Raw genomic sequence first — 25,314 nt, forward strand, 5'->3', positions numbered from 1 at the left:
AGATGCTGACGGTCTATAATTGTATCGTGCATGAGCACGATCTGAGACTGGTCGCACTGGCAGCGCTCATTTGCGGTATTTCTTCCTTCTCGGCGGTCAACCTGCTTCGCCATGTCGACCGCTCGAGCGAGCGCAACCGCTATACCTGGCTGATGATAGCAGCCACTTCCACCGGCTTCGGTATCTGGGCGACGCACTTCATCGCAATGCTTGCCTTTTCTCCCGGAATCCCCAACGCCTACAATACGGAAATGTCGGCGCTTTCGCTCGCCGGTTCCGTCGCCCTGACCGCTGCGGGCATGTGGATCGCCACCTTGCGCCGGGGCATCGACTACCCTCTGGTCGGCGGCGCGGTCCTCGGCGCTGGTATCGCCGCCATGCACTATATCGGCATGGCCGCCTTCGAGGTCGAAGGGCGCATCGTCTGGAACCCGCTGCTGGTCGGCGTCTCGGTGCTGACAGGCGTCACCCTCGCCGCGCTGGCGCTGCTGGTGGTGTTGCGACGGCCGTCCATGCAGGCCACAATCGCCGCCGCCATCCTGTTGACGCTGGCGATCTGCAGCCTGCACTTCATCGCCATGGGCGCGGTGTCGATCTTCCCGGACTCCTCCATCGAGATATCGCAGTTCACGGTCGAACCGGTGTCGCAGGCCTTCGCCGCCGCTGCAGTCAGCCTGGCTATCCTGGTGCTTTCAGCCGCAGCATTGTGGATCGACCTTCGCTTCCGGCGTCACAAGCTCGAGGCCGAGCGCATGCACGGCCTCGCCAACGCCGCCGTCGAGGGGCTGATCGTCTGCGATGGCGCCCGCATCGTCAGCGCCAATGACAGCATCGCGGCACTCACCGGCATTGCGCCGGAAGTGCTGAACGCGATGCTGCTTGGCGATCTCTTCGGCGAACGCACCGCGGCCGGCATGTCCGACTGCAGCGGACAGGCACAGGAAGCCGAACTCAGAGCCCATGACGGCGCCACCATCCCCGTCGAACTTATCGCCAGAAGCATCGACTATTGCGGCAAGCGGCACAGCGTTGTCGCCGTGCGCGACATCCGCGAACGCAGGAAGGCCGAGCAGGAGATCCTGCGCCTCGCCCATTTCGACCCGCTGACCGGGCTCCCCAACCGCCGCAGTTTCTCCGGCCGGCTCGAGGCCGAAATTGCCGCAATGGACCGCGGCGGCAAGGGTGGGCATCTTGCGCTGCTGCTGCTCGACCTCGACCGCTTCAAGGAAGTGAACGACCTGTTCGGGCATGGCGCCGGCGATGCCATGCTGCAGAAGGTGGCGCTATGCGCCTCCGCCGTGCTCCGCCACGGACAGATGCTGGCGCGTCTCGGCGGCGACGAGTTCGCCATCATCGCTCCGAACCTTCCCGATCCGCAGGCGGCCGGCCGCATCGCCGAGGCGGTGCTGGCGGCCATGCGCGAGGAAAACCGGCTGTCGGTCGGTGGCGGGCTGGTGTCGGCCAGCATCGGCATTGCACTTTATCCGCTCGACGCCGATGAGCCGACACTCCTGGTCAGCCACGCCGACACCGCGCTCTACCGCGCCAAGGCCGAGGGCAAGGACACTTACCGTTACTTCGAGGCCTCGATGGGCGCCGAGGCGCGAGACCGGCGCGTGATGGAGCACGAACTGCGCCAGGCGATGGCGCGCGATGAGTTTCGCCTCGTCTACCAGCCACAAAAGGAGATCAGCAGCGGGCGGATGGTCGGGTTCGAAGCGCTGATCCGCTGGCGCCATCCGCAGCGCGGCGACGTGTCGCCGGCGACCTTCATCCCGGTGGCCGAAGACAGCGGCGTCATCATCCAGATCGGCGAATGGGTGCTGGCGACGGCCTGCGCCGAGGCTGCGCGCTGGAAGAACCCTCTCACCGTCGCGGTCAATGTCTCGGCGGTGCAGCTCCACAATCCGAATTTCAGCCGCAAGGTGCATGAAGTCCTGCTCGGCTCCGGCCTGACGCCCGGCAGGCTCGAACTCGAGATCACCGAAACGGCGCTGGTCAAGGACATGCCGCGCGCGCTGGCGACCTTGCGCCAGGTGAAGGCGCTTGGCGTGCGTGTGGCGATGGACGATTTCGGCACCGGCTACTCCTCGCTGTCCAATCTCCGCGCCTTCCCCTTCGACAAGATCAAGATCGACGGCTCATTCATCAAATCAGTCGACAGCAACGGCCAGGTGGCAGCCATCGTGCGCGCCGTTCTGGGGCTTGGCCGCGGTCTCGGCCTGCCGGTTCTGGCCGAGGGCGTCGAGACGCTGGGCGAGCTGAAATTCCTCGACGCCGAGGCCTGCGAGATCGGCCAGGGCTACTATCTAGGCCGGCCCAGCCCGATCGAGGCGTTCAGCGAATTGACCGGCGTAGCGGCACCGGCGGCACAAGACGACGCCGGCGTTAAACAACGCGGCGGCAGCATCTTGATGCTGCCGCCGGCGGCGGCCCTGCGCTCAGCCTAGAGCAATTTCAGGAAAAGTGTGAAACGGTTTTCCGTCCGAAATTGCGTCGAAACAAAAAAGTTAGCGCGGGCCGTTTCGACGAAACGGTGAACCGCTCTAAGGGGCGAGTGCGGCCTCGACCAGGCGCTTGGCATCCGGTCCTGACCATTCGGCCGGTCCGTTCATATGCGCGATCAGGCAGCCTTCGCCATCGATCAGCATGGTGACGGGGAGGCCTAGCGCCAAGCCACGCGTCTTGACGTCGTTGAACAGCGCCAGCGTCGAATCGCGGTAGTAGCCGAGCGACCCGATGCCGATATCGGCGAGGAACTTCTTGGGCTTCACATCGTCGCCGGCATCGACATTGACCGCGACCACTTCGAAGGCATCGCTGCCCTTTTCCTTCTGCAAGGCGTCGAGCGCCGGCATTTCGGCGCGGCAGGGCGCGCACCACGTTGCCCACAGATTGAGCAGCACGGTCTTGCCGGCATGATCGGCGAGCGTCATCGGCTTGCCGTCGGGACCGTTGAAGGCGAGACTTTCCAGCGATTGCGGCGGATCGGCGGGCAGCAATGCCGCAACCTGGCCGGTGGCCGCGGCGGCAACTTTTTTGGCGCGGTCGCTCTTGGCGGCGCAGGCGACGTCGTCCTTGCTGTTGCCCGCGCCGGCCGCAGGTGCGCTGCCGGTGGCTGCGTTGTTGCCAGACCCGCTCTCGCTGACATATACCGCGACCGCGCTGGCCAGCACGCCCGCCAGCAAAGCGGCGAGGATCAGGCGCGGGGCCGGGAAGTATCTGTTACCGTCTGCCATTTTTCTAAGACTGCTCCGGAGCACGGGTTATAGCGATGAGCGACAAGAAGGCCAGCAACCAGATGTGGGGCGGACGTTTTGCCTCGGGTCCGGCCGCGATCATGGAAGCGATCAACGCATCGATTTCGTTCGACCGCAAACTCTATGCCCAAGACATAAGAGGTTCGGTCGCCCACAGCGAGATGTTGGCTGAAACGGGCATTATTTCGGCGGCCGATCAAGAAAAAATCGCTCACGGGCTGAACACGATCCTGAAAGAGATCGAGGCCGGCACGTTCGAGTTCTCGACCCGGCTGGAAGACATTCACATGAACGTCGAGGCCCGCCTTGCCGACCTGATCGGCCCGGCCGCCGGCCGCCTGCACACGGCGCGGTCACGCAACGACCAGGTGGCGGTGGATCTCCGGCTTTGGGTCAAGGACGAGTGCTTTCGCGTCGCCGAGGCGCTGAAGGGGCTGATCTCAGCCTTGCTCGACCGCGCCGAGGAGCATGCGGCGACCGTGATGCCCGGCTTCACCCACATGCAGGCGGCGCAGCCGGTGACCTTCGGCCATCATTGCATGGCCTATGTCGAGATGTTTTCGCGCGACCTGTCGCGGACCCGCGATGCCATCGAGCGGATGGATGAAAGCCCGCTCGGCGCGGCAGCGCTTGCCGGCACCAGTTTTCCGATCGACCGCCACAAGACCGCGAAGGCGCTCGGCTTTCGCGAGCCGATGCGCAATTCGCTCGACAGCGTCTCCGACCGCGATTTCGCGCTGGAGTTCTTGAGCCTGGCCGCGATCTGCGCCACGCATCTGTCACGGCTCGCCGAAGAAATCATCATCTGGTCGACGCCGCAATTCGGCTTTGTCAGGCTGTCGGATTCCTTCTCCACCGGCTCCTCGATCATGCCGCAGAAGAAGAACCCGGACGCCGCCGAACTGGTGCGCGGCAAGACCGGCCGCGTCACCGGCCATCTGGTCGGGCTGCTGACGGTGATGAAGGGCATGCCGCTGACCTACGGCAAGGACATGCAGGAAGACAAGGAATCGGTCTTCGACGCCGCCGAGACGCTCGATCTGATGCTGGCGGCGATGACCGGCATGGTGCGCGACATGACGGTCAATGCCGCCGCCATGAAGAAGGCCGCCGGCTCGGGCCACGCGACCGCGACCGACCTCGCCGACTGGCTGGTGCGCACGCTGGGCCTGCCCTTCCGTGAGGCACACCATGTCACCGGCCGCGCGGTGGCGGTGGCCGAAGAGAAGAAGGTGAGCCTTGAAAAGCTGTCGCTGGAAGATCTGCAGTCGATCAACCCCGGCATCACGGCAGACATCTTCTCGGTTCTGGCCGTGCAGAATTCGGTGAAGAGCCGCACCAGTTTCGGCGGCACGGCGCCGTCGGAGGTCAGGAAGCAGATCCGCAGCTGGAAAAAGCGCATCGCCAAGGCATGATGCCGGGGTGCAATGCGCCTAAAACTCGGTTAAAAGCGCAGCACATAAAGTTTCGGACGGATGGATCGATGACCGCAAGCAGGATTTTGGTGACGCTGACGCTGCTGACGGCGATGGCTGCCGTGACCGCTTGCGGCCGTAAGGCTGGTCTCGATACGCCCTATGAAGCGGCCGTCCAGGCCCGCAAGGACGCCGAGCGCGCCAAACAGCCGGTGCCGCCGGAGCCGGAAAAACCGGTCGTGGACAAGAAGTTCATCCTCGACCCGCTGATCTAGAGCCGATGAGACCGGCTTGGTCTTTCTGACCAGGTCTCGTGCTAACTAGGTCTCGTGCTCCAACTTCCGGAAACACTCTCGTGAACCATTTCGATTACCGCGACGGCGTGCTCCATGCCGAGGACGTGGCGATACCAGACATCGCCGCAAGCGTCGGCACGCCGTTCTATTGTTATTCGACGGCAACCTTGACGAGGCACTACCGGGTGTTCGCCGGGGCCTTTGCCGGGCTCGACACGCTGGTCTGTTACGCCTTGAAGGCGAATTCCAACCAGGCGGTGCTGCGAACGCTGGCAAAGCTCGGCGCCGGCGCCGACACCGTCTCGGAAGGCGAAATGCGCCGCGCGCTCGCCGCCGGAATCCCGGCCAACAAGATCGTGTTTTCCGGTGTCGGCAAGACCGCGCGCGAGATGGATTTCGCGCTCGAGGCCGGCATTCTCTGCTTCAATGTCGAATCCGAGCCGGAGCTTGAATTGCTGTCGGCCCGCGCCACCGCGCTCGGCAAGGTGGCGCCGGTGTCGCTGCGCATCAACCCGGATGTCGACGCCAGGACGCACAGGAAGATCTCCACCGGCAAGGCCGAGAACAAGTTCGGCATTCCATGGCAAAGGGCGCGCCAGGTCTATGCCCGCGCGGCCGGTTTGCCGGGCACCAAGCCCATCGGCATCGATACCCATATCGGCAGCCAGATCACCGAGTTGCAGCCCTTTGACGATGCTTTCGCGCTTCTGGCGGAACTGGTCGGCGCGCTGCGCGCCGATGGCCACGCCGTCGAGCATGTCGATCTCGGTGGCGGCCTCGGCATCCCCTACCGCACCGACAACAGCCCGCCGCCTCTGCCCGATGCCTATGCCGATATCGTCAGGAAGCATCTGACAAAGCTTGGGGTGAGGGTGATGTTCGAGCCGGGCCGGCTGATCGTCGGCAATGCCGGCATCCTGGTCTCGGAAGTGATATTCGTGAAGGAAGGCGACGCCAAGAACTTCCTCGTCGTCGACGCCGCCATGAACGATCTGATCCGGCCGACGCTCTACGATGCCTTCCACGACATCAAGCCGGTGGTGCAGCCGCCGGCCGACACGCCGCGCATGGCGGTCGACGTCGTCGGCCCGGTCTGCGAGACCGGCGACTATCTCGGCCTCGACCGTGACCTGCCCCGGCTCAAGTCTGGCGACCTCATTGCCGTCACCACCGCCGGCGCCTATGGCGCGGTGCAATCCGGCACCTACAACACCCGCCTACTTGTGCCTGAGGTTCTGGTCGACGGCGACCGTTTCCATGTCGTACGCCGGCGCCAGACCTATGACGAGCTTATCGGCCTGGATTCGGTGCCCGACTGGCTTGCATAGGAGCCGCCACGGCGGCTGCGCTACAGCCGGTTTTGGATGAGCATCCTTGTGTCGGCGATCCTGTCCTCGTCGCGGCGGTAGAACGTCCATTGCTTGATGCGCTTGGGCCGCAGCAGGCCGGCCTGGGTAAGCACGCGCATATGTTCGGAGAGCGTCGCCTGCGTAATGCCGAGCTTCTCCGCGATCAGCAGCGCGCAAACGCCATCCTCGACCAGATCGCCGTCTGCCTGGGCCGGGAAATGCGCCTGCGGATCCTTCAGCCAGTCGAGGATCTGCAGCCTGCGTTCATTGGCGATCGCCTTGAAGACATCAACCTCTTGCATTTAGCCATTTTGCCAAGTTACTAATTGCTGTCAATCCCAAGGAGATGGTCATGACGAACGGCAACACCGTCACGCGCGAACGCATTGCCGCGATGGAACCGCGCATCCGCCGCTATATCAGGCACACGCCGGTGCTGCGCGTCGACATGGCCGATTTCGACCGGCCGCCGCTGGCGGTCGACCTCAAGCTCGAATGCCTGCAGCATTCCGGTTCGTTCAAGGCGCGCGGCGCCTTCACCAATCTGCTCGAACGGCCGGTGCCTGCGGCCGGCGTGGTTGCGGCTTCGGGCGGCAATCATGGCGCCGCGGTCGCCTATGCCGCCATGCGGCTTGGCCACAAGGCGACGATCTTCGTTCCCGAAGTCAGCCCACCGGCCAAGCTGCAGCGCATCCGCGGCTACGGCGCCGAACTGATGGTCGGCGGCGCCCGCTATGCCGAGGCGCTGGCCGCCAGCGAGGCTTTTGCTGAAAAGACCGGCGCGCTGCAGATCCATGCCTTCAACCAGGAGGAAACATTGGTCGGCCAGGGCACGCTCGGCCTCGAAATCGAAACCGATCTGCCAGACATCGACACGCTGCTGGTCGCTGTCGGCGGCGGCGGCCTGATCGGCGGCATCGCCGCCTGGTTTGCCGGCCGCATCAGGATCATCGCCATCGAGCCCGAAGGCGCGCCGACGCTGCATCGCGCCTTCGAGGCCGGCCACCCCGTCGATGCGCCGGCCGAAGGCGTCGCCGCCGATTCGCTGGCGCCCAAACGCGTCGGCGAGATGATGTTCCCGATCGCCGAGGCCTTCGTCGAACGCTCCATCCTGGTCACCGACGACGCCATCATCGCCGCGCAAAAGGCGCTGTGGGAGCGGGTGCGGATCATCGCCGAGCCGGGCGGCGCAGCGGCCTTCGCAGCGCTGCTGTCCGGCCGCTACACGCCGGCGCCGGGCGAGCGGATCGCCGTCCTTGTCTGCGGCTCGAATACCGATCCGGCGAAATTCTAAACCTTGCTTCGACTGAAGTGGGACGCAAACCCGTCAAAGCTTTTCAAGTTTTCCGGAACCGCCTCGCCTTTGCCGTGTTTGCTGGTAAACTTCTGCTTGTTGAGTCCGGGCCATCCCGCCCGGGCAGGAAGGGCCGATGACGGAACGCCCCATTTCCAGTGGCGATCGCAGCCTGGCCGGGCGGCTTGCCCTGAGCCGGCTGGCGACACGGGTCTCGATGACGGTCGAGCGCGGCTGGCCGCTGCTTCTGCCGCTGCTCATCATCGCCAGCCTGTTTCTCAGCCTCTCCTGGCTCGGCCTTTTCCCCCGGCTGCCTGACATTGCGCGCGTTATCCTGGTCACGGCGTTCGGTATTGCCACGCTGGCGGCGCTCTATCCGCTGCGTTTCTTCAAGCTTCCATCCGCCGCTGAAATCGACCGCCGTATCGAGGCCGCCAACCAGCTGCAGCACAGCCCGGTGCTGGTGCAGACCGACCGTCCCAGCGGCAAGGAAAGCATCTTTTCCCAGGCGTTGTGGCGCGAACACCAAAAGCGCATGGCCGACAAGCTCGGCAGCCTTGGCGCCGACCTGCCGCGTACGCGCGTGCCGGAGCGCGATCCGTGGGCATTGCGTGCCGTGGCGGCGCTGCTGTTGGTCACCGCTTTTGCCTTCTCCTTCGGACCGTCCGGCGGCAGGCTGTCCGATGGTTTCAGTGCCCATGCGGCGCGCGACATCGTACCGCCGCGCATCGATGCCTGGGTGACCCCGCCGGCCTATACCGGCAAGCCGCCCATCTTCTTGACCGCGCCAGTCATCGATGGCAACGCCAAGCAGGCGGTTGCCACCTTCACCGTGCCGCAAGGCAGCGACGTCTCGCTGCGCGTGACCGGCGGCTCCGGCGAGGAAACGCTAAGCTTTGCCGACAAGGGCGGCAATGCTCGCGCCATCGACCCGTCGGGACCACAGGTGGCGGCCGTCAAGGCAGCGGCGGTCAACCCCGCGACCCCCAAGCTGCGCCAGTTCACCGGCAAGCTGACCGCCGACGGCACGCTGACGCTGAAGTCGGGCGAAGCCGATCTCGGTCGCTGGGCCTTCGCGGTGATCCCCGACAAGCCGCCGACGATCCGCTTCGTCGGCGAGCCCAAGCGCGCCGTCAACGGCGCCTTCGAGCTCAACTACCAGATCGACGACGACTATGGCGCGGCCACCGCCAAGGCGGTTTTCGCGCTGGCCGATCCGGCGGCGCCCGATGCGCATCCGCTCTACGGTCCGCCTGACCTGCCGCTGGCGCTGCCGCGCCGCGGCGGCAAGGCGAACGCCGCCAAGACCACTAAGGACCTCACCGAGCATGTCTGGGCCGGCGCCAGCATCAAGCTGTCGCTTGTGGCCACCGACGATGCCGGACACACCGCGACCAGCGAAACCAAGACTATTGTGATGCCGGAGCGGCCCTTCGCCAACCCGCTGGCGCGGGCGGTGGTCGAGCAGCGCCGCCTGCTGGCGCTCGACGCCAATGCCAAGCCGCGCGTGCTCGACCTGATGGACGCCATCACGCTGCGGCCCGAGGACACGTTCGACAACATGTCGCATTACCTCGCCATCATGAGCGCCCGCAGCCGGCTGAAGATGTCGGACAGCGACGATCAGTTGCGCAACGAGGTTGCCTATCTCTGGGAAATCGCGCTCGGCATCGAGGAAGGCAATCTCTCGTCCGCCGAAAAGCGGCTCCGCCAGGCCCAGCAGGCGCTGCAGGACGCCATCAAGCGCGGCGCCAGCGACGAAGAGATCGAAAAGGCGATGAAGGAACTGCGCGAGGCGATGAACGAATTCCTGCAGGAATTCGCCGAGCGCGCCAAGCAGAACCCGAACGCGCCGCAGATGCAGCAGAATGGTCGCGAGCTGCGTCAGAGTGATATCGACCGCATGATGGACCAGATCGAGAACCTGGCGAAGTCGGGCGACCGCGACAAGGCGCAGGAGCTGCTGTCGCAGCTGGAAAACATGATGAACAACCTGCAGGCCGGCCGTCAGCAGCAGGGCGGCGAGCAGGACAGCGAGATGCGCCAGCAGATGGACAAGCTGGGCGAGATCATGCGCCGCCAGCAGGAGATGATGAACGACACCTACCGCATGGACCAGATGCAGCGCGGAGATAATCAGCAGCCCGGCGAAGGCAATGGCGACGACCCGGACCAGCCGGGCGTCGGCAAGGATCGCGATCCTCTCGCCCGGCCGAAGTCGATGACACCGCAGGAATTCGCCGATGCGATGAAGCAGCTGCAGGAAGGCCAGGGCCAGTTGCAGAGCGAACTCGACAAGCTGAAGAAGGGCCTGGAAGGCATGGGCATGCAACCCAATGAGGGGTTTGGCGACGCTGGCAAATCCATGGGCAATGCCGAAAAGTCGCTTGGCGAAGGCGAAGGCGACCAGGCAGTCGGCCACCAGGGTCGCGCGCTGGAAGCGCTGCGCAAGGGCGCCAAGGAGATGATGAAGCAGCTGCAGGCGATGCAGGGCGACCAGGGCGGCAGCCAGGAAGGCGGCCGCCAACAGGACGCCGGCCGCGATCCGCTGGGCCGACCACGCGCCAGCCGCGGACCCGATTTCGGCGATTCGGTGAAGGTGCCCGACGAGATCGACGTGCAGCGCGCCCGCCAGATTCTCGAGGCGATTCGCAAGCGGCTCGGCAACGCGCTCAGCCCCGACATCGAGCGCAGCTACCTCGAGCGGCTGCTGGAGCTGAAGTAGCCTCCAAGGCAACATCCGTCGAACTGAATGGTATCAGCGCCATGCCGAAACTCGGTGCCGTCACGCCCATCCTGCGCATCTTCGACATCGCCAAGGCACGCGAATTCTATGTCGACTTTCTCGGCTTCAAGGTCGAGTTCGAGCACCGCTTCGACGACAATGCGCCGCTCTATATGGGTGTAATCCGCGACGGCTGTGTCCTGCATCTGAGCGAACATCATGGCGACGGCGCGCCGGGTATAGCCATGCGCATCAAGGTCGAGGACATCGCGGCATTGCACCGCGAACTGATCGGCAAGAGATACCGCTACGCCCGGCCGGGCCTCGAAACCACGTCGTGGCAGACCCGTGAAGTGTCGGTCGGCGACCCCTTCGGCAATCGCCTGCATTTCTACGAGGATGCAACAGACTAAGCCGGCCGGTTGACGAACGCCTCGCGGATCGCCTCCTGCATGCCGTCGATAGCCTCGCCTGAGGCATTTGGGCTGCGGTGCATCACCACATTCGAGGAATCGATATGACCGAACCCGTCAGCGGCGGTGAGTTCACGACAGCCGTCCGGAATATTGCTGTGCGAGATCGGCGCGATCGCCAGGCCAGAGGTGACGGCGAGCTTCAGGCCGCCGGTGGTGTCGCTGGTATAGGCGACACGGTAGGCCAGCCCACGCTGCTCAAGCGATTTGATGGCAAAGTCCTTGCACCAGCCGGCCCGGTTGTAGAGCGCGATCGGCACCGGCCGCTCCTCATGCATGTGATGCAGGCTCGATGTCACCCACACGGTCGGATCGTGCATCAGCACCTCGCCGCCGGAAGGATCCTGCCATTCGAACACCACGGCGAGGTCGAGTTCACCGGCCGCCAACGCTGCCAGCTGGGCGCCCGAATGTGCATAGCGCACGGTGACCTCGACCTTGGTGTGACGCTTCGAGAAGGCGCCGAGCGCGCGCGACAGGATGGCGTGACCATATTCCTCGGGAATGCCGATGCGCACCGGCCCGCCAAGCGGTGCCGCCGCCATCGATGCCGCCGTCTCGTCGAGCAGCGAGACGATGCGGCGGGCATTGACGATCAGCTCGCCGCCACGGCGCGTCAGCGCCACGCCGCGCGAGCCGCGTTCGAACAGGCTGTCGCCGACCAGCTCCTCGAGCTTCTTCATCTGCATCGACACCGCCGACTGGGTGCGCCCGGCCTGCTCCGCCGCCCGGGTGAAATTGCCCGCTTCGGCAATGGCGACGAAGGTGCGCAGGAGATCGCTGTCGAGGGTCGGCCGCATCGAATCCGTCATAAGCAAATTTGATCTCTGGTATCATTCCAATTCGTTTGCAACATGTCAAACGCCGCAGCATAGTCCGCTCACCCATTGGATATGCCGCCGCGAAACCGGCTGCGGACCAATCAAAGAGTCCTCACTCATACCCGCTGCCCGAAACGGTAGCGGGTTCTTTTTACCCCATGGCCGGGCGGCTGCGGGCAGTTAAGGCAAGGGCCGGCAGAACAACATGCGCAACCGGATCGTTCTCGGCATCATCAGCCTGTGCCTTGGCGTCCTGGTGTTCTCGCTCCAGGACCCGCTGGTCAAGGCGGTGTCGGCCGGCTATCCCGTGACCGAGGTGATGTGGATCCGCTCGATCGTCGCTTTGCCGATCCTGGTCGTTCTCGTTCGCGCCGACGTCGGCCTGCGGGCCATCGCCTCGAAGCGGTTCGGCCTGCTGACGATACGCGCCTTCATCCAGTTCTCCTCCTATACGGTTTACTATCTGGCGATCGCTGCCTTGCCGCTCGCCGACGCGGTGGCGCTCTATTTCATGGCGCCCCTGTTCATCATGGCGATAGCCGGGCCCTATCTCGGCGAGCGGGTATCCTGGCAGGCTCTCGCCACCGTGCTGATCGGCATGCTGGGCGTGGTCGTGATGCTGCGCCCGGGCGCCGGCCTGTTCGACTGGGCGGCGCTGCTTTCGTTGGGCTCGGCTTTGCTCTACGGCTTTTCACAGCTGATGGCGCGCAAGATCGGCGACACCGAATCCTCCACCGTCATGGCCTTCTACCAGAACGGCGCCTATCTGGTCGGCGCCGCTGCGGTTGCCGGCACGTTCTGGCTTGCCGGCATAACCCATGCTGTCCACCCCAGCCTCGAATTCCTGGTGCGGCCGTGGGTCTGGCCGACGACCCCGGATTTCCTCAAGATGGCGGCCTGCGGCTTCGTCGCTTCGGCCGGCATGATTCTGCTGTCGCAGGCCTACAGGCTGGCGCCCGCCAACCGCGTCGCCACCTTCGAATACACCGGGATTATCTGGTCGCCGCTGTGGGGCTTCCTGTTCTTCGACGAGGTGCCGCGCTCGACCACCGCCATCGGTGCGGCGCTGATCATCGGCGCCGGTCTGCTGGCGCTCAACACCGAACGGCGCCGGAGCGCTGCGCCTGTCCTCGCCGCGTCTCAGGATGCCGCCTGAAGCGTGTCAGGCGAAGCAGGCGAGCGCCTGGTCGACCCGCGAGCGGATTTCGGCCAGCGTGAAAGGCTTTTGCACGACGTCGATAATGATGCCGTTCAATTCCTCGGCGCGCTCGCGCTGGTCGGCATAGCCGGTCATCAGCAGGATCTTCATGTCAGGGAAAAGCCTGGCTGCGGCGATCGCCATCTCGATGCCATCCATTTCCGGCATGCGGATATCGGAGACGACGAGGTCGTAACCGCCGCCTGCAGCACTGACCATCGCCAGCCCTTGCGCGCCGTCGGCGGCGATATCGATCGAGTGCCCGGCGCGTTCGAGCGCGCGGGCGGCGAGGGTGCGGACGGACTCATCGTCCTCGACGATCAGAAGCTTTGCCATGGGCCGGAATTTGGCGGGCAAAAGTTGACTTTTTCTGAAAATTTGAAGCGTCGGGGGCCTTTTCTCAGGCATCGCCTTTGACGACACCGACAAACGGCAGTTCGCGAAAAGCGTGAGCGACGTCCATGCCGTAGCCGACGACGAAGTAATCGGGACAGTCGAAGCCGACATAGTCGGCGTTCAGCTCCGTCTGGCGGCGCATGCGCTTGTCCAACAGCACCGCGATGGCGCAGCTTTTGGCGCCCCGCGACAGCATCAGGTTGCGGGTGAAGGACAGCGTCTTGCCGGATTCCAGGATATCATCGATCAGCAGCACGTCGCGGCCGGCGACCTCATTGTCGATGTCGCGCAGCACCCTCACCTCGCCGCTGGTGGTGCCGGCGCCATAGCTGGAAATGAAGATGAACTCGACCTCCGGCGACAGCCCGACATCGTGCATGGCGCGGATCAAATCGGCGGCGAAGATGAACGAGCCCTTCAGCACCGAAATCACCAGCAGGTCGTGATAGTCGTGCTCGGCGATCTCCTTGGCGAGTTCGAGATTGCGCCGCGCGATCGCGGACGCCGAAAACAGGACCTCGATGTCCTTGCCGCGCACAACTGGCATCAACAACCTTTCCAGAGAAACCGACTAGCCGGCGAAGGTGACCGCCACGGCCTTGACGCCGTTTCTAGGCACATCGAGGCGGCTGGAAAAGCCGAATCTTTCGCCGGGCGCCAGAGAACGGTTGGATGTCCCCAGAGTATAGCGGGTGATGCGGCTGTCATTGCCGGTGACACGTATCTCCAGCGGCGGCAATTGTCCCGCCTTCAAACCGTCATTGACGGCCTCGCCATCCACGAACAGCACCGGGGTGGGTCCCGAGGCGTCGACACGCGAGGTGACGCCGGCAATGCTGAGTACGGCGCCCTCCTGCTGTTCGACTGACCAGAATGGCGTCTGGCGCACCAGCACGTGGCCACCCGAGACCCAGAAGGCGGCAAGCGCCGCACCGATGCCGGCAATCCAGAAGATCGGCCCGCCACGCGATGCCGGCCGCCCGGCTGACGCATCTGATTTGCGCAGCATCTCCATGCCTTCGATCGACGGCGTCGCGATGTCGCGCGCCGGCGTCGGCATGGCTTCTACACATGGGATCGGCTGCGGCAGCACCTCATAATCCGCATCGACGATGTCGGTCGCCACAGGACGCGATTCCGGTGCGACACTTGTCCCGGTCATGATTTCGCCGGAAACCGGGCGCGCGGTTCGCTGCTCAGCCATCATGGCCCCGCTGTTGCCTCTTCGTTTCTTTTGCGTAAATGGAAATGGTTAACGCTTCCCTCCGGAACCCTTGTGACGCACTCAAGAACAGCGAAAATTAACCGACGGTTAACCATGGCGGCCGATGGTCGTTGGACAGAAAGGGCTGGCACGCCGCCGCCCTCAGGTCGTCGCACGTGATCCGCTTCGAAAATGTCGGCCTCCGCTATGGCATGGGTCCGGAAATCCTCCGCGACATCTCCCTGCACATTCCGGAGAGCTCCTTCCAGTTCCTGAGCGGGCCCTCCGGCGCCGGCAAGACGACGCTGCTGCGCCTTCTGTTCATGTCGCTGAAGCCGACACGCGGGCTGATCACCATCTTCGGCAAGGACCGCTCGCGCATCTCGCGCGCTGAACTGCCGCATCTCAGGCGCCGGATCGGCGTGGTGTTCCAGGATTTCCGCCTGCTCGACCACATGACCACCTATGAGAATGTCGCTCTGCCGCTGCGCGTGCGCGGCCGCGAGGAAGCGAGCTACCGCACCGACGTCACCGAACTTTTGAAATGGGTTGGCCTGGGCGAGCGCATGCATGTGCTGCCGCCGGTCCTTTCGGGTGGCGAAAAGCAGCGCGCGGCAATCGCCCGGGCCTTGATCGAACAGCCCGAAATCCTGCTTGCCGACGAGCCGACCGGCAATGTCGACCCGCCGCTGGCACGCCGGCTGCTCAGGCTGTTCATCGAGCTCAACCGGCTCGGCACCGCTGTGGTGATCGCCACTCACGATCTCGGCCTGATGGAACAGGTCGACGCGCGCCGCATGATCCTGGCCGGCGGAAGGCTGGATATTTATGACTGAGCTATCGGCCGAACAGCTGCATGAAGACGCCGCCGAGCCCGCGACGACGACGCAGCGCGTCCAGCGCCGCATGGCGCCGATCGTGCCGGCGCAGAATATTGCCGGCCGCGCCTTGGTGCTGGTCATCGCCATCATGACCTTCCTGTCCTGCCTGACTTTCGGCGCCGTCACGCTGGTGCGCGACACTGCCTCGGTCTGGGAAAACCAGATCTCGCGCGAGGCGACGATTCAGATCAAACCGGTCGACGGCCTCGACATGGAGGCAGCCCTTGCCCAGGCCTCGCAGATCGTCGGCGAATTCCCCGGCGTGAAGGAAACCCGGATCATCGATCGCGACGCCACCGCGCGTCTGTTGGAGCCATGGCTGGGCTCGGGCCTGAATATCGACGAATTGCCGGTGCCGCGCCTGATCATCGTCACCATCGACGAGACCAGTCCGCCCGACTTTAGCGCCATCCGTGCGGCGCTCACGCCCAAGCTGCCGAGTGCTTCGCTCGACGATCACCGTACATGGGTCGACCGGCTGGTCGCCATGGCCCGCACCACGGTCACCATCGGCATCGCCGTGCTGGTCCTGATGCTGTCGGCGACGGTGCTGACCGTAGTGTTTGCGACGCGCGGCGCTATGGCGGGTAACGGCCATATCATCGAAGTGCTGCATTTCGTCGGCGCCGAGGCGCGCTTCATCGCGCGCGAATTCCGCTGGCATTTCCTGGTCACCGGCATGAAGGGCGCGGCCGCCGGCGGCGCAGCCGCGATCCTGGTTTTCATCGTCTTTTCCTGGTGGTCGTCGCGCAACATGGCAACGCCGCAGGCCGACCAGGCCACCGCTTTGTTCGGCAATTTCGCCATCGGATCGGCAGGCTATCTCGGCGTCGGCCTGATGGTGCTGGTGATCGGCGGACTGACAGCGGCGACCTCGCACGCCACCGTCGTCGCCTATCTCAGCGACATCGATGTCCGCCAGCCGGATGCGGGGTGAACCGTGAGGGCAGAAGCGAAAACAGTTCGGGGGCAAGGACAGGAATGGAAGGGACGATCACGGATCGAAAACCGACGTAACGCAATGTGCGCTTTTTTCCTTACCAAAAGGGCATTTCAGGATTAACCATAGGATGATGAACGCGCGGGAGTCGACCGGAACGGCTGGACAGATGCCAGTGGTGCGTTTGCGTGTGCGTACCGGGCTGGGCCGTTTGCGCACCGCCCTGCGTCTCGCCTCCCTCTGTCTACTGCTGCTGGTGGCCCTGTTTGCCGGTGGCTTCGGCTGGTTCGCCAGCAAGGTCAGCCACATGACGACCCCGACCAACCCGGCCAAGGCCGATGCGATCATCGTCTTGACCGGCGGTCAGGCCCGCCTCGACGCAGCACTCGATCTGCTTGCCTCCGGCAAGGGCGAGCGGCTGCTGATCTCAGGCGTGCATCCCTCTGCCAGCCGCCGCCAATTGCAGGCTGCTACCGGCGGCGACAAGGCGCTGTTTTCCTGCTGTGTCGACATCGACCGCGCCGCGCTCGACACGATCGGCAATGCCGAGGAAAGCGCTAAATGGGTGGAGAGCCACGCCTATGGCAGCGTCATCCTCGTCACCAACAATTACCACATGCCGCGCAGCCTGCTCGAGATGGGCCGCCTGCTGCATGGCGCCAGGCTTGAACCCTATCCGGTGGTCAACACCAATCTGGACAATGGCGACTGGCTGACCAAGCCGGAAGCGCTACGCGTGCTTCTGACCGAATACAGCAAATACCTGCTGGCGCTTGCGCGCGGCGTCGTCCCGGTCCGCCAGACTGCCGACAGCGTCGCACTGGCCGAGGTTTCGACCGCCAAGGACTAAAGCAATTCCAGGAAAAGTGTGTAGCGGTTTCCCCGGGAAAAGCACGTACGCTTTCCCTTGGGAATTGCGTCCAAACAGACGACTCTGACGGCGCTCGATTACCCCTTGACCGTGCCGTCTTCCGGGCCACGCAGCCGCGCAATCTCCTGTTCGAGGCTTTCAATCCGCTTGTCGCGTTCGGCGAGTGCGGCCGCGACATCGGCGGCCTCGAATCGCTGCGGAATGTGTTGCGGGCAATTGGCATCCCAGGCCGAGACGGTGAACAGGATGACCTGCTCGGGGCGCGCCTTGTAGTCCTGCGGCATCAGCCTTGCCAGAAGCTCGGCATCGTCCTCGACGACGCGCGCCGTGCCCCAGATCTTGACGCGCTGGCGATGCGCATAGTCGATCAGGAACAGGAATGCCTGGTTGTTGTCGGCGAGATTCCCCTGCGTGATGAACTGCCTGTTCCCGGAGAAATCGGCAAAGCCGATGGTCTTCTCGTCCAGCACCTTGAGGAAGCCGGCTGGCCCGCCGCGATGCTGGACATAGGGCTGACCCTCGCCATTTGCCGTCGACAGGAAGACGCTGGTCTGCGCCGCGATGAAGTCGGCGAGGTCGGGCGTGATATGGGCGCGCCATCCGCCGCGCTCCTCGGCGCTGGCATAGGCCTTGCGCGAACCTTTGCGGGTCTGGATCGCCTTGACGGTCGGCGTGAAGGCGACATCGCTGGTGAAAGTATGAGCATTCATGGAAGCCTCCGCGGGGCCGAAACACGGCCATTGTAAGCGAAGAGGTAGGTCCTTCCATGTTTTGGATGTAGATGGCATAGTTGCAAGCTATCCTTCCAATTTCCGGAAGAAACTATGGATCGTCTCGAAGCCATGTCGCTGTTCGTCGCCGCGGTGGAAGCGGGCAGCCTTTCCGCTGCCGGCCGCCATTTCGGCATTCCACTGGCAACGGTCAGCCGCAAGGTTTCCGACCTCGAAAAGCATCTTCAGGCGCGCCTGCTGAACCGTTCGACCCGGCAGCTCACGCTGACCGATGCCGGCCAGGCCTATCTCGCCGCCTGCCGCCGCATCCTCGGCGAGGTCGGCGAAGCCGAACGCACCGCTGCCGGCGAATACAGCACGCCGACCGGCGACCTGTTCATCACCGCGCCGGTCGTCTTTGGTCGCCTGCACGTGCTGCCTGTCGTCACCGAATTCCTGGCGGCTTATCCTCAAGTCAACATTCGCCTGACGCTGGCTGACCGGATAACCCAACTGGCGGAGGAACATCTCGACCTTGCCATCCGCATCGGCGAGCTTGCGCCTTCGAGCCTCATTGCCATCCGCGTCGGCGCGATCCGTCGCGTCGTGTGCGCCAGCCCCGCCTATATCGCCGCGCATGGCATGCCGCGGACGCCGGACGATCTGGCCGCGCATGAATGCATCAGTTTCGAAGGGCCTGCAGCGCTCGCCAGCTGGAGCTTTGCCGGCGACAAGGGCGAACTGATCGTGCCGATCCACTCACGGCTGCGCGTCAACACGGCGGAAGCTGCAATCGATGCCGCGATTGCAGGCGCCGGGATGACGCGGGTGCTCTCCTACCAGATCGCGGACGCAGTACGTTCCGGCGTGCTCGTCCCGGTCTTGCGACCCTTCGAGCCGCAGCCGTGGCCGGTGAGCCTCGTCCATGCCGGCCAAGGCCTGCTGGCGGTGAAACTCAGGGCGTTCCTCGATTTCGCCGCTCCGCGGCTGAAGCAGCGGCTATTGCAGGCGACGTGGTGAGTTGAGACTGGCTTGAGTCAGTGGCGAGCCGGCCTATGTCAGGCCATTGCGGCGTTTCCTTTTTGCCCGCGCTTGGTGTAACCAACGCACACCTCCTCAACGGGCCCTTCCCCGCATGCTCTATATCCGCTCGCTGGCGTTCAACTTCGTCTTCTATGTCAATCTGATCGTCCAGATGGTCCTCTGGACCCCTTACTACTTCCTCTCGCCACGCCATCGCGCCTGGTTCGTGCCGAAATTCTGGTCGCGCACCAGCCTGTGGCTCTACGACAAGATCGCCGGCACCAGGAGCGACATCACCGGCGTCGAGAACCTGCCGGAGGGCTCTTTCATCCTGGCGCCGAAACACCAGTCGTTTTGGGACGCGATCGCTTTCTTTCCCTTCCTCCACGATCCGCTTTATATCCTGAAGCGCGAGCTGACCTGGATCCCCTTCTTCGGCTGGTACATCCTGAAGATGCGGATGATCCCGGTTCACCGCGGCAGCCGCTCCAAGGCGTTGAAGCAGGTCGTTGCATCGACAAAGCAGGAGATGGGGCGCAATCCGCGCCAGCTGATTATCTACCCCGAAGGCACGCGCCGAGCGCCAGGCGACGAGCCGGCTTACAAATACGGCATTGTCGAGCTCTATACGCAGCTTGGCGTCCCGGTGGTACCGGTCGCCCATGTCGCCGGCCTCTATTGGCCTCGCCGCAAATTCTTGCGCTTTCCCGGCACCATCAAGGCCCGCTTCCTGCCGCCGATTCCGCCCGGGCTCGGCAAGGACGAATTCATGGACCGGCTGATCGGCGATACGGAAGTCGCCTGCGACCAGCTGCTGATCGAGGCATCGCAGGCTCCTAACCCGCCGCAAATGCCGCCGACGGCGGTCAAGCGGCTGGCCGAACTCGCCGCGGCCGCCAAAGCAATTCCAGGAAAAGTGTGAGCGGTTTTTTCCGTCCTGTATTCCGCCAAAACAAAAAAGACCAAAGCTTGATCTCTTCTGCGGGCCGGCTCAAGGCCACGCCGCCAGCGCCGTGGTCAGCACCAGCGTCGCCGCGAAGGCCAGATTGATGATCCGCGACGCCAGCGGCTGGCGCAGGGTGCGGGCGAAGGCCGCGCCGGCCAGCAGCCACAGCACATGGATGGCTACGATCATCAGGGTGAGAACCGCCAGCCTGGCCGGGATGCCGAGAGCATCGGCGCCGGCTGCGGTCGCGGAGCCAGCAAGGACCGCAGCAATCGCCACATAGGCTTTCGGGTTGGCAACGGCGAGCAGTAAGCCGCCGAGGAAGGTCGGCAGAACCGCGCTGCTGTCACGCGCGGCCAGCGGCGGCGCTGTCGCTATTCTGTAGGCGAGGTAGAGAATATAGGCGGCGGAAGCGACCGCCAGCACTGGCGCTACGCCCGGCATCGAGGTGAGGATAGCCTTGATGCCGGTGGCCACTACCAGCAGCACCGCGACCGTGCCTAAAATGATCCCCGATGTGTAGTGAAGCGAATTGCGCAGGCCGAAGGCGGCCCCTATGGCCGTGACGCTGATCGTCGCCGGGCCAGGACTGCCCATGACGACGGTTGCCGCCAGCACCAGCGCCAGCAATTGCTGCCAGGGCTGCGCCTGCGAAAGAATGTCTGCGGCCATGCTGCCTCTTCTCCGCAATAATGGAGAACAGTGTGGCAAGGCGGACAGCCGTCGTCTTGAACGATCGTGCCGAACCTGCGCGGCTAGGCGCTGGCCTTGTCCAGCGCCACGAGATCCTCCGCGCTGAGCTTCAGCGATGCGGCGCGCACCAGGCTGTCGACCTGGTCCAGCGTCGTGGCGCTGGCGATCGGCGCGGTGATGCCGGGCTGCGCCATCACCCAGGCGAGTGCTACTTCCGCCTGCTTGGCCGAATGGCGCGCCGCCACAGTGTCGAGTGCGGCCAGAATGCGCATGCCGCGGGCATTGAGATAAGCCTTCACGCCGCCGCCGCGTTCACTTTTGCCGAGATCGGCCTCGCTACGGTATTTGCCGCTCAAAAACCCCTTGGCGAGGCTGAAATAGGTGATGACGCCGATATCCTCGGCCACGCACAGATCATGCAGCGGCCCGTCGAAGGATGAGCGGTCGTAGAGATTGTATTCCGGCTGCAGCACGCTGTAGCGCGGCAGCCCGCGCAGGCTGGCAACATCGAGCGCGGCGCGCAGCTGGCCGGCGTCGAGATTCGAGGCGCCGATATGGCGGACCTTGCCGGCAGCGAGCAGCTTCTGGTAGGCGCCGAGCGTCTCTTCGTAAGGCGTGGTCGGGTCCGGCCAGTGCGACAAATAGAGGTCGATCACATCGGTCTGCAGCCGCTCAAGCGACGCCTCGACCGCCCTTTCGATATGGGCAGCGGACAGATCCTTCTTGCCTTGTCCCATATCCGAGCCGACCTTGGTGATGACGATGATCTTGTCACGGTTGCCGCGGCTTTTCATCCATTTGCCGATGATGGTCTCGGACTCGCCGCCCGCGTGGCCCGGCACCCAGCGCGAATAGGCATCGGCAGTATCGATAGCGTTGAGGCCGGCGTCGCCGAACCGGTCGAGCAGGTCGAAGGAGGTCTTCTCGTCCGCGGTCCAGCCGAAGACATTGCCGCCCAGGACCAGCGGCGCGATGGAAAGGTCGGTTTGACCGAGACGGCGTTTTTGCAAGACGGGGCTCCGTGGGCTGGCGGCGGGCGACCCGAATGCTTCGGGCCGCAGCTAAGCTAGGTCTCGCCGCGCCGAGGTCAAAGGCCTCAGCCAATTTTTCCAGCGGGCCAGCGCTTCACAAAGGCGCGAGCGCTTCGCTGCAGGCTCGCCGTGGTCTACCGGCTCACGAGGCGATCCGCTTCGCCACCTCTTCCAGCCAGTGGTCGCTGATACCCAGCGCCGCGAGATGCTGCAGCGTGTTGAGCACATAGTCCTCGTTGTTTCCGGACTGGCCGACGGCGCCACGGATAACACCTGCCGCATGCGCGGCATCGAGCCCGCCGGCATACTGCTCATGCTGGCGGTCGACGATATAGGCGACCGCTTTCACTCTCTCTCCCGCGGCCGCACCATTCACGTCGAGACTGATATCGAGCACACGCTCGAGGTAGACGCTGGTCACCAATTCGCGCTCGCGCAGATAGGTCAGCACCTCATCGCGCAGCTCGCCGGGCACGCGAAACGCCAGCCCGATGCAGGAGCCGCCACGGTCGAGGCCGAGCACCAGGCCCGGCCGCTGACGCGTGCCGCGATGCACGAAGGAATAGACGCAGAGCGACCGGCGGTAGCCGTAAAGCCGCGCGCGGCGGGTCTCCACATGCGCAAATCCCGGCCGCCAGATCAGCGAGCCATAGCCAAAAACCCAAAAATCGCCCATATCGCCAAGCCTGATTGCACGAAGGTGACGCCGCCGCATCGGAATCGGTGCTCTTCTGTGTTTTTGCTTGTTGCGTAACCACAGTCCACCCGCAACACGCCCGCGTTAATGAAAGCCGCAGCATGACGTCAAGTGACGAGCGTCCGTCGAAGTTTCGCCACCGGCTGATGTGGCTCGCTGCCTTGGTCGTTATGCTGTTCGGCGCCTACAGCGCGGTCTGGTTCTATGTCGCCGGTCGCGTCAGCAGCGAAGCCGACAAGGCGGTGGCCTCGCTCAAGGACAAAGGCATCGAGGCCGGCTGCGCCAACCTCACCGTCAGCGGCTACCCCCTGCGTTTTGCCATCTCCTGTGACAATCTGGCTTACGAGGACGACGCCAGAAACGTTGCCGCCTCGGCAGGCAGCTTCAACTTCGTTGCAGAACTCATCCGGCCTTTGTCGCCTGCCGCCGAGTTGCGTGGGCCACTGCGGACCTCGGTGCCCGGGATGGCGCCGCTATGGATCGATTGGGACAATCTGCAGGCCAATGCCAAGCTCTCCTGGCCCTTGCCACGCAGCATTTCGCTGCAGGCCGAGAGCTTGTCCGGCCAGACCGATCCGGCCGACGACACCGACCCGGTTTCACTGTTCAGCGCCGGAACGGCGGCGGGCGAGTTGCGACCCGACGGCCAGGACCTTGGCTATACCGGAAGCTTCACCGATCTTGAGATCGACGCCGACGCGATCGGCGGGCGCGTGCTGCCGCCGCTCGACGGCAGCGGCGACGCGACGCTGAAGAACGGCGTCGCGCTGATGAAGACGCAGGCCAGGAGCCTGCGCGGCCAGGCGGTCGACATCCACAAGCTCGATCTGTCGTCGGGAACCGCGCGCATCACCGTCTCCGGCCCGGTGTCGGTCGACGCCAACGGCCAGGTCAATGCCGACCTGACGATCAAGCTGCAGGATCCCAAAGCCGTGGCGGCAATCCTCGCCACCGCAATCCCCGAGCAGAAGAGCCAGATCGAGCAAGGCTTTGCCGGTCTGGCGCTGCTCGGCAACGAACCGTCGATGCCGCTCAAGGTGGTGAAGGGCAAGGCCTCGCTCGGCTTCATTCCGCTGGGCAAGATCAAGCCGCTCGATTAGAGCAATTCCAGGAAAACTGTGAGCGGTTTTCCGTCCGGAATTGCGTTAAAACAAAGAGATAGAGCATGATCGCAAAGAGCGGGAACGGCTTTTGGGGAGAGATCGTGCTCGAGCAAGCCGACGCATGAACCGACCGGTGAAACTGCTGAGCGTTGGCGCGCTGACGCTGGATACCATCCTGCGCGTCGAAACCCTGCCCACGCATCAGGGCAAGTTCATCGCCTCGGACGGCATCCAGATCGCCTCGGGCATGGCGACAAGTGCTGCCTGCGCCGCCCGCCGTCTCGGCGCCGAGGTGTTCCTGTGGGCAAGTGCAGGTGACGATGCCGTCGGCGACCAATTGCTGGCCGGCATCGAGGCCGAGGGCGTCGATTGCCGCTTTGTCCGCCGCGTCGAAGGCGCCCGCTCGGCGCTGGCCGCGATCCTGGTCGACGCTCATGGCGAGCGCATCATCGTGCCCTTCTACGACCCAAAGGCGCAGGCCGACCCCGAGGCGGTGCCTGTCGCCGATCTTTCCGGCTTCGATGCCGTGCTGGTCGATGTGCGCTGGCCGGGCGCCGCCGCTCTTGCCTTGACCGCCGCGCGCAGCGCCGGCCGTCCCGCCATCCTCGACGCCGACACGGCGCCGGTTGAGGTGCTGGAGCGCCTGCTGCCGCTGGCATCGCACATCGTCGCTTCGGAGACGGCGGCACGCATCGTCTGCGGCCATGCGCTGGACCCCGAAACCGCCTGTGCCGACCTCGCCAGCCGCACCGATGCCTTCGTGGCGGTTACCGGCGGCGCCGCGGGAAGCTGGTGGCATGACCGGTCCGCCGGATGCGTGCGCCACATCGCGGCGCCGAAGATCAAGGCGATCGACACGCTTGCCGCCGGCGACGTCTTCCACGGCGCCTTTGCTGTCGCGTTGGCGGAAACCATGCCGATCGAGCAGGCGTTGCGCTTTGCCAGCGCGGCGGCCGCGCTCAAATGCCAGCGCTTCGGCGGCCGGCTGGGGGCGCCAAACAGGGACGAGGCAATGGCCATGGTCGCGGCGACCTGGCCCGTCTGAAACAGATTTAACTTTTCACCGGGTGCTCGACCGCCTGGCGGCCGAAATCCGGCACGTCGATATCCTGGCCGGCCTCGATGATCGAACGGCGAACGGCCCGGGTGCGGGTGAACAGGTCGAACAGCTTGTCGCCGTCGCCCCAGCGGATCGCCCGCTGCAGCGAGGCGAGGTCCTCCGAAAAGCGCGCCAGCATTTCCAGGATGGCATCCTTGTTGTGCAGGCACACGTCGCGCCACATGGTCGGGTCGGAGGCGGCCAGACGGGTGAAGTCGCGGAAACCGGAAGCCGAATATTTGATCACTTCCGACTTGGTCACCGATTCCAGATCGTCGGCCGTGCCGACGATGTTGTAGGCAATGATGTGCGGAAGATGCGAAACGATGGCCAGCGTCATGTCATGATGCTGCGGGTCCATCGTGTCGATGTTGGAGCCGCAGCGCCGCCAGAATTCCGACAGCTTTTCCAGCGCGGCCGGATCGGTTCCCGGCAGCGGCGTGAAGATGCACCAGCGGTTTTCGAACAGCTCGGCGAAACCCGCATCCGGGCCCGATTTCTCCGTACCCGCCAGCGGGTGTCCCGGAATGAAGTGCACGCCGTCCGGCACATAGGGCTGCATTTGCGCAATGACGGAGGCCTTGGTCGAACCGACATCGGTGAGGATGGCGCCTTTTTTCAGCGCCGCTGCGATCTCTTGCGCCACCTCGCCCGACGATCCCACAGGCACCGAGACGATGATCAGGTCGGCGTCGCGGACCGCTTCCCTGGCGCCGGTGGTGTAGCTCTCGCCAAGACCGAGCTCCTTCGCCCGCGCCAGCGTGGCCGGGCTGCGCGTCGCGATGGCGACATGGCGGGCCAGGCCCTCGCGGCGGATGATTCGGGCCAGCGACGAGCCGATCAGGCCGATGCCGACCAGCGCGATCTTTTCAAACATCGGTAATGTCAT

At 64.5% G+C, this 25,314-nt stretch carries 26 protein-coding genes; 15 read left to right on the forward strand and 11 right to left on the reverse strand.

What is annotated here, in order from left to right; genetic code table 11:
* Positions 1-2: 2 nt before the first annotated feature.
* Complete coding sequence (locus NKI06_RS06785; protein WP_023704311.1) at positions 3-2,450, forward strand: bifunctional diguanylate cyclase/phosphodiesterase; 2,448 nt, start codon at positions 3-5, stop codon at positions 2,448-2,450.
* Between the two features lie 96 nt (positions 2,451-2,546).
* Here NKI06_RS06785 and tlpA read toward each other — a convergent pair whose 3' ends face one another.
* Positions 2,547-3,239, reverse strand: a complete 693-nt coding sequence (tlpA, locus tag NKI06_RS06790) for a thiol:disulfide interchange protein TlpA (protein WP_352811814.1) — start codon at positions 3,237-3,239, stop codon at positions 2,547-2,549.
* A gap of 35 nt (positions 3,240-3,274) precedes the next feature.
* Between tlpA and argH the strand changes: the two genes are divergently transcribed.
* The 3 genes from argH to lysA all read left to right on the forward strand — a co-directional run bounded on the left by argH (position 3,275) and on the right by lysA (position 6,299).
* Positions 3,275-4,675 carry an argininosuccinate lyase gene (gene argH, locus NKI06_RS06795; RefSeq protein WP_023828410.1) on the forward strand — a complete coding sequence of 467 codons (1,401 nt, stop codon included), beginning with the start codon at positions 3,275-3,277 and terminating at the stop codon, positions 4,673-4,675.
* Between the two features lie 68 nt (positions 4,676-4,743).
* Positions 4,744-4,950, forward strand: a complete 207-nt coding sequence (locus NKI06_RS06800) for a hypothetical protein (RefSeq protein ID WP_023673325.1) — start codon at positions 4,744-4,746, stop codon at positions 4,948-4,950.
* Between the two features lie 80 nt (positions 4,951-5,030).
* Positions 5,031-6,299: a diaminopimelate decarboxylase gene (gene lysA / locus NKI06_RS06805; RefSeq protein ID WP_352984588.1), complete on the forward strand. Its 1,269-nt coding sequence runs from the start codon at positions 5,031-5,033 to the stop codon at positions 6,297-6,299.
* 20 nt (positions 6,300-6,319) lie between these two features.
* Here the strand turns inward: lysA and NKI06_RS06810 are convergent, their stop codons facing one another.
* Positions 6,320-6,622, reverse strand: coding sequence for an ArsR/SmtB family transcription factor (locus NKI06_RS06810; protein WP_023694025.1), 303 nt, complete (start codon positions 6,620-6,622; stop codon positions 6,320-6,322).
* A 50-nt stretch (positions 6,623-6,672) separates the two neighbouring features.
* Here NKI06_RS06810 and NKI06_RS06815 point away from each other — a divergent pair, with 50 nt between their 5' ends.
* The 3 genes from NKI06_RS06815 (at position 6,673) to NKI06_RS06825 (ending at position 10,752) form a co-directional block, all read left to right on the forward strand.
* Positions 6,673-7,614 carry a threonine/serine dehydratase gene (locus tag NKI06_RS06815; RefSeq protein ID WP_023743994.1) on the forward strand — a complete coding sequence of 314 codons (942 nt, stop codon included), beginning with the start codon at positions 6,673-6,675 and terminating at the stop codon, positions 7,612-7,614.
* A 136-nt stretch (positions 7,615-7,750) separates the two neighbouring features.
* Positions 7,751-10,339, forward strand: a complete 2,589-nt coding sequence (locus tag NKI06_RS06820) for a TIGR02302 family protein (protein ID WP_023686705.1) — start codon at positions 7,751-7,753, stop codon at positions 10,337-10,339.
* 41 nt (positions 10,340-10,380) lie between these two features.
* The gene (locus NKI06_RS06825) at positions 10,381-10,752 is read left to right on the forward strand and encodes a glyoxalase superfamily protein (RefSeq protein WP_023685340.1); all 372 of its coding nucleotides are present in this window, start codon (positions 10,381-10,383) and stop codon (positions 10,750-10,752) included.
* On the opposite strand, the gene NKI06_RS06830 is transcribed toward NKI06_RS06825, so the two are convergent.
* Positions 10,749-11,612: a LysR family transcriptional regulator gene (locus NKI06_RS06830; protein WP_023701399.1), complete on the reverse strand. Its 864-nt coding sequence runs from the start codon at positions 11,610-11,612 to the stop codon at positions 10,749-10,751. The two genes, NKI06_RS06825 and NKI06_RS06830, sit on opposite strands and share 4 nt — an antisense overlap.
* 226 nt (positions 11,613-11,838) lie before the next feature.
* Between NKI06_RS06830 and NKI06_RS06835 the strand changes: the two genes are divergently transcribed.
* Complete coding sequence (locus tag NKI06_RS06835; protein WP_023686707.1) at positions 11,839-12,789, forward strand: DMT family transporter; 951 nt, start codon at positions 11,839-11,841, stop codon at positions 12,787-12,789.
* A 6-nt stretch (positions 12,790-12,795) separates the two neighbouring features.
* Here the strand turns inward: NKI06_RS06835 and NKI06_RS06840 are convergent, their stop codons facing one another.
* The 3 genes from NKI06_RS06840 to NKI06_RS06850 form a co-directional block, all read right to left on the reverse strand.
* A complete protein-coding gene (locus tag NKI06_RS06840) occupies positions 12,796-13,167 on the reverse strand; it encodes a response regulator (RefSeq protein WP_023673316.1) in 372 nt (123 codons plus the stop codon).
* Positions 13,168-13,231: 64 nt separating this feature from the next.
* Positions 13,232-13,774 (reverse strand): hypoxanthine phosphoribosyltransferase, encoded by a 543-nt coding sequence (gene hpt / locus NKI06_RS06845; RefSeq protein WP_023673315.1) that lies wholly within the window; start codon positions 13,772-13,774, stop codon positions 13,232-13,234.
* A gap of 24 nt (positions 13,775-13,798) precedes the next feature.
* Positions 13,799-14,434 carry a hypothetical protein gene (locus NKI06_RS06850; protein WP_352650923.1) on the reverse strand — a complete coding sequence of 212 codons (636 nt, stop codon included), beginning with the start codon at positions 14,432-14,434 and terminating at the stop codon, positions 13,799-13,801.
* A gap of 173 nt (positions 14,435-14,607) precedes the next feature.
* Between NKI06_RS06850 and ftsE the strand changes: the two genes are divergently transcribed.
* The 3 genes from ftsE (at position 14,608) to NKI06_RS06865 (ending at position 17,102) form a co-directional block, all read left to right on the forward strand.
* Positions 14,608-15,267, forward strand: coding sequence for a cell division ATP-binding protein FtsE (gene ftsE / locus NKI06_RS06855; protein WP_023685344.1), 660 nt, complete (start codon positions 14,608-14,610; stop codon positions 15,265-15,267).
* Positions 15,260-16,249 (forward strand): cell division protein FtsX, encoded by a 990-nt coding sequence (locus NKI06_RS06860; protein ID WP_023673312.1) that lies wholly within the window; start codon positions 15,260-15,262, stop codon positions 16,247-16,249. The genes ftsE and NKI06_RS06860 overlap by 8 nt, the downstream gene beginning before the upstream one ends.
* A 133-nt stretch (positions 16,250-16,382) precedes the next feature.
* Positions 16,383-17,102 carry a YdcF family protein gene (locus NKI06_RS06865; protein ID WP_023673311.1) on the forward strand — a complete coding sequence of 240 codons (720 nt, stop codon included), beginning with the start codon at positions 16,383-16,385 and terminating at the stop codon, positions 17,100-17,102.
* Between the two features lie 98 nt (positions 17,103-17,200).
* Here the strand turns inward: NKI06_RS06865 and NKI06_RS06870 are convergent, their stop codons facing one another.
* Positions 17,201-17,833 carry a pyridoxamine 5'-phosphate oxidase family protein gene (locus tag NKI06_RS06870; protein ID WP_352984590.1) on the reverse strand — a complete coding sequence of 211 codons (633 nt, stop codon included), beginning with the start codon at positions 17,831-17,833 and terminating at the stop codon, positions 17,201-17,203.
* A gap of 114 nt (positions 17,834-17,947) precedes the next feature.
* Here NKI06_RS06870 and NKI06_RS06875 point away from each other — a divergent pair, with 114 nt between their 5' ends.
* Both NKI06_RS06875 and NKI06_RS06880 read left to right on the forward strand, forming a co-directional pair.
* Positions 17,948-18,853 (forward strand): LysR family transcriptional regulator, encoded by a 906-nt coding sequence (locus NKI06_RS06875; RefSeq protein ID WP_023685345.1) that lies wholly within the window; start codon positions 17,948-17,950, stop codon positions 18,851-18,853.
* Between the two features lie 115 nt (positions 18,854-18,968).
* Positions 18,969-19,778: a lysophospholipid acyltransferase family protein gene (locus NKI06_RS06880; RefSeq protein ID WP_023742891.1), complete on the forward strand. Its 810-nt coding sequence runs from the start codon at positions 18,969-18,971 to the stop codon at positions 19,776-19,778.
* A 69-nt stretch (positions 19,779-19,847) separates the two neighbouring features.
* Here NKI06_RS06880 and NKI06_RS06885 read toward each other — a convergent pair whose 3' ends face one another.
* The 3 genes from NKI06_RS06885 to NKI06_RS06895 all read right to left on the reverse strand — a co-directional run bounded on the left by NKI06_RS06885 (position 19,848) and on the right by NKI06_RS06895 (position 22,202).
* Positions 19,848-20,474, reverse strand: coding sequence for a LysE family translocator (locus tag NKI06_RS06885; RefSeq protein ID WP_352984592.1), 627 nt, complete (start codon positions 20,472-20,474; stop codon positions 19,848-19,850).
* Positions 20,475-20,557: 83 nt separating this feature from the next.
* The gene (locus NKI06_RS06890; RefSeq protein WP_023731073.1) at positions 20,558-21,505 is read right to left on the reverse strand and encodes an aldo/keto reductase; all 948 of its coding nucleotides are present in this window, start codon (positions 21,503-21,505) and stop codon (positions 20,558-20,560) included.
* A gap of 163 nt (positions 21,506-21,668) precedes the next feature.
* Entirely contained in the window at positions 21,669-22,202 is a 534-nt protein-coding gene (locus tag NKI06_RS06895) for a gamma-glutamylcyclotransferase (RefSeq protein WP_023754180.1), read from the reverse strand.
* A 122-nt stretch (positions 22,203-22,324) separates the two neighbouring features.
* Here NKI06_RS06895 and NKI06_RS06900 point away from each other — a divergent pair, with 122 nt between their 5' ends.
* Positions 22,325-23,323 carry a DUF2125 domain-containing protein gene (locus tag NKI06_RS06900; protein WP_023704327.1) on the forward strand — a complete coding sequence of 333 codons (999 nt, stop codon included), beginning with the start codon at positions 22,325-22,327 and terminating at the stop codon, positions 23,321-23,323.
* Between the two features lie 124 nt (positions 23,324-23,447).
* Complete coding sequence (locus tag NKI06_RS06905; RefSeq protein WP_023742894.1) at positions 23,448-24,371, forward strand: sugar kinase; 924 nt, start codon at positions 23,448-23,450, stop codon at positions 24,369-24,371.
* 7 nt (positions 24,372-24,378) lie between these two features.
* Here the strand turns inward: NKI06_RS06905 and NKI06_RS06910 are convergent, their stop codons facing one another.
* Positions 24,379-25,314 (reverse strand): prephenate/arogenate dehydrogenase family protein, encoded by a 936-nt coding sequence (locus NKI06_RS06910; RefSeq protein WP_352984596.1) that lies wholly within the window; start codon positions 25,312-25,314, stop codon positions 24,379-24,381.

Origin of the sequence: Mesorhizobium sp. M0772 (assembly GCF_040320135.1) — a bacterium.
GTDB lineage: Bacteria > Pseudomonadota > Alphaproteobacteria > Rhizobiales > Rhizobiaceae > Mesorhizobium.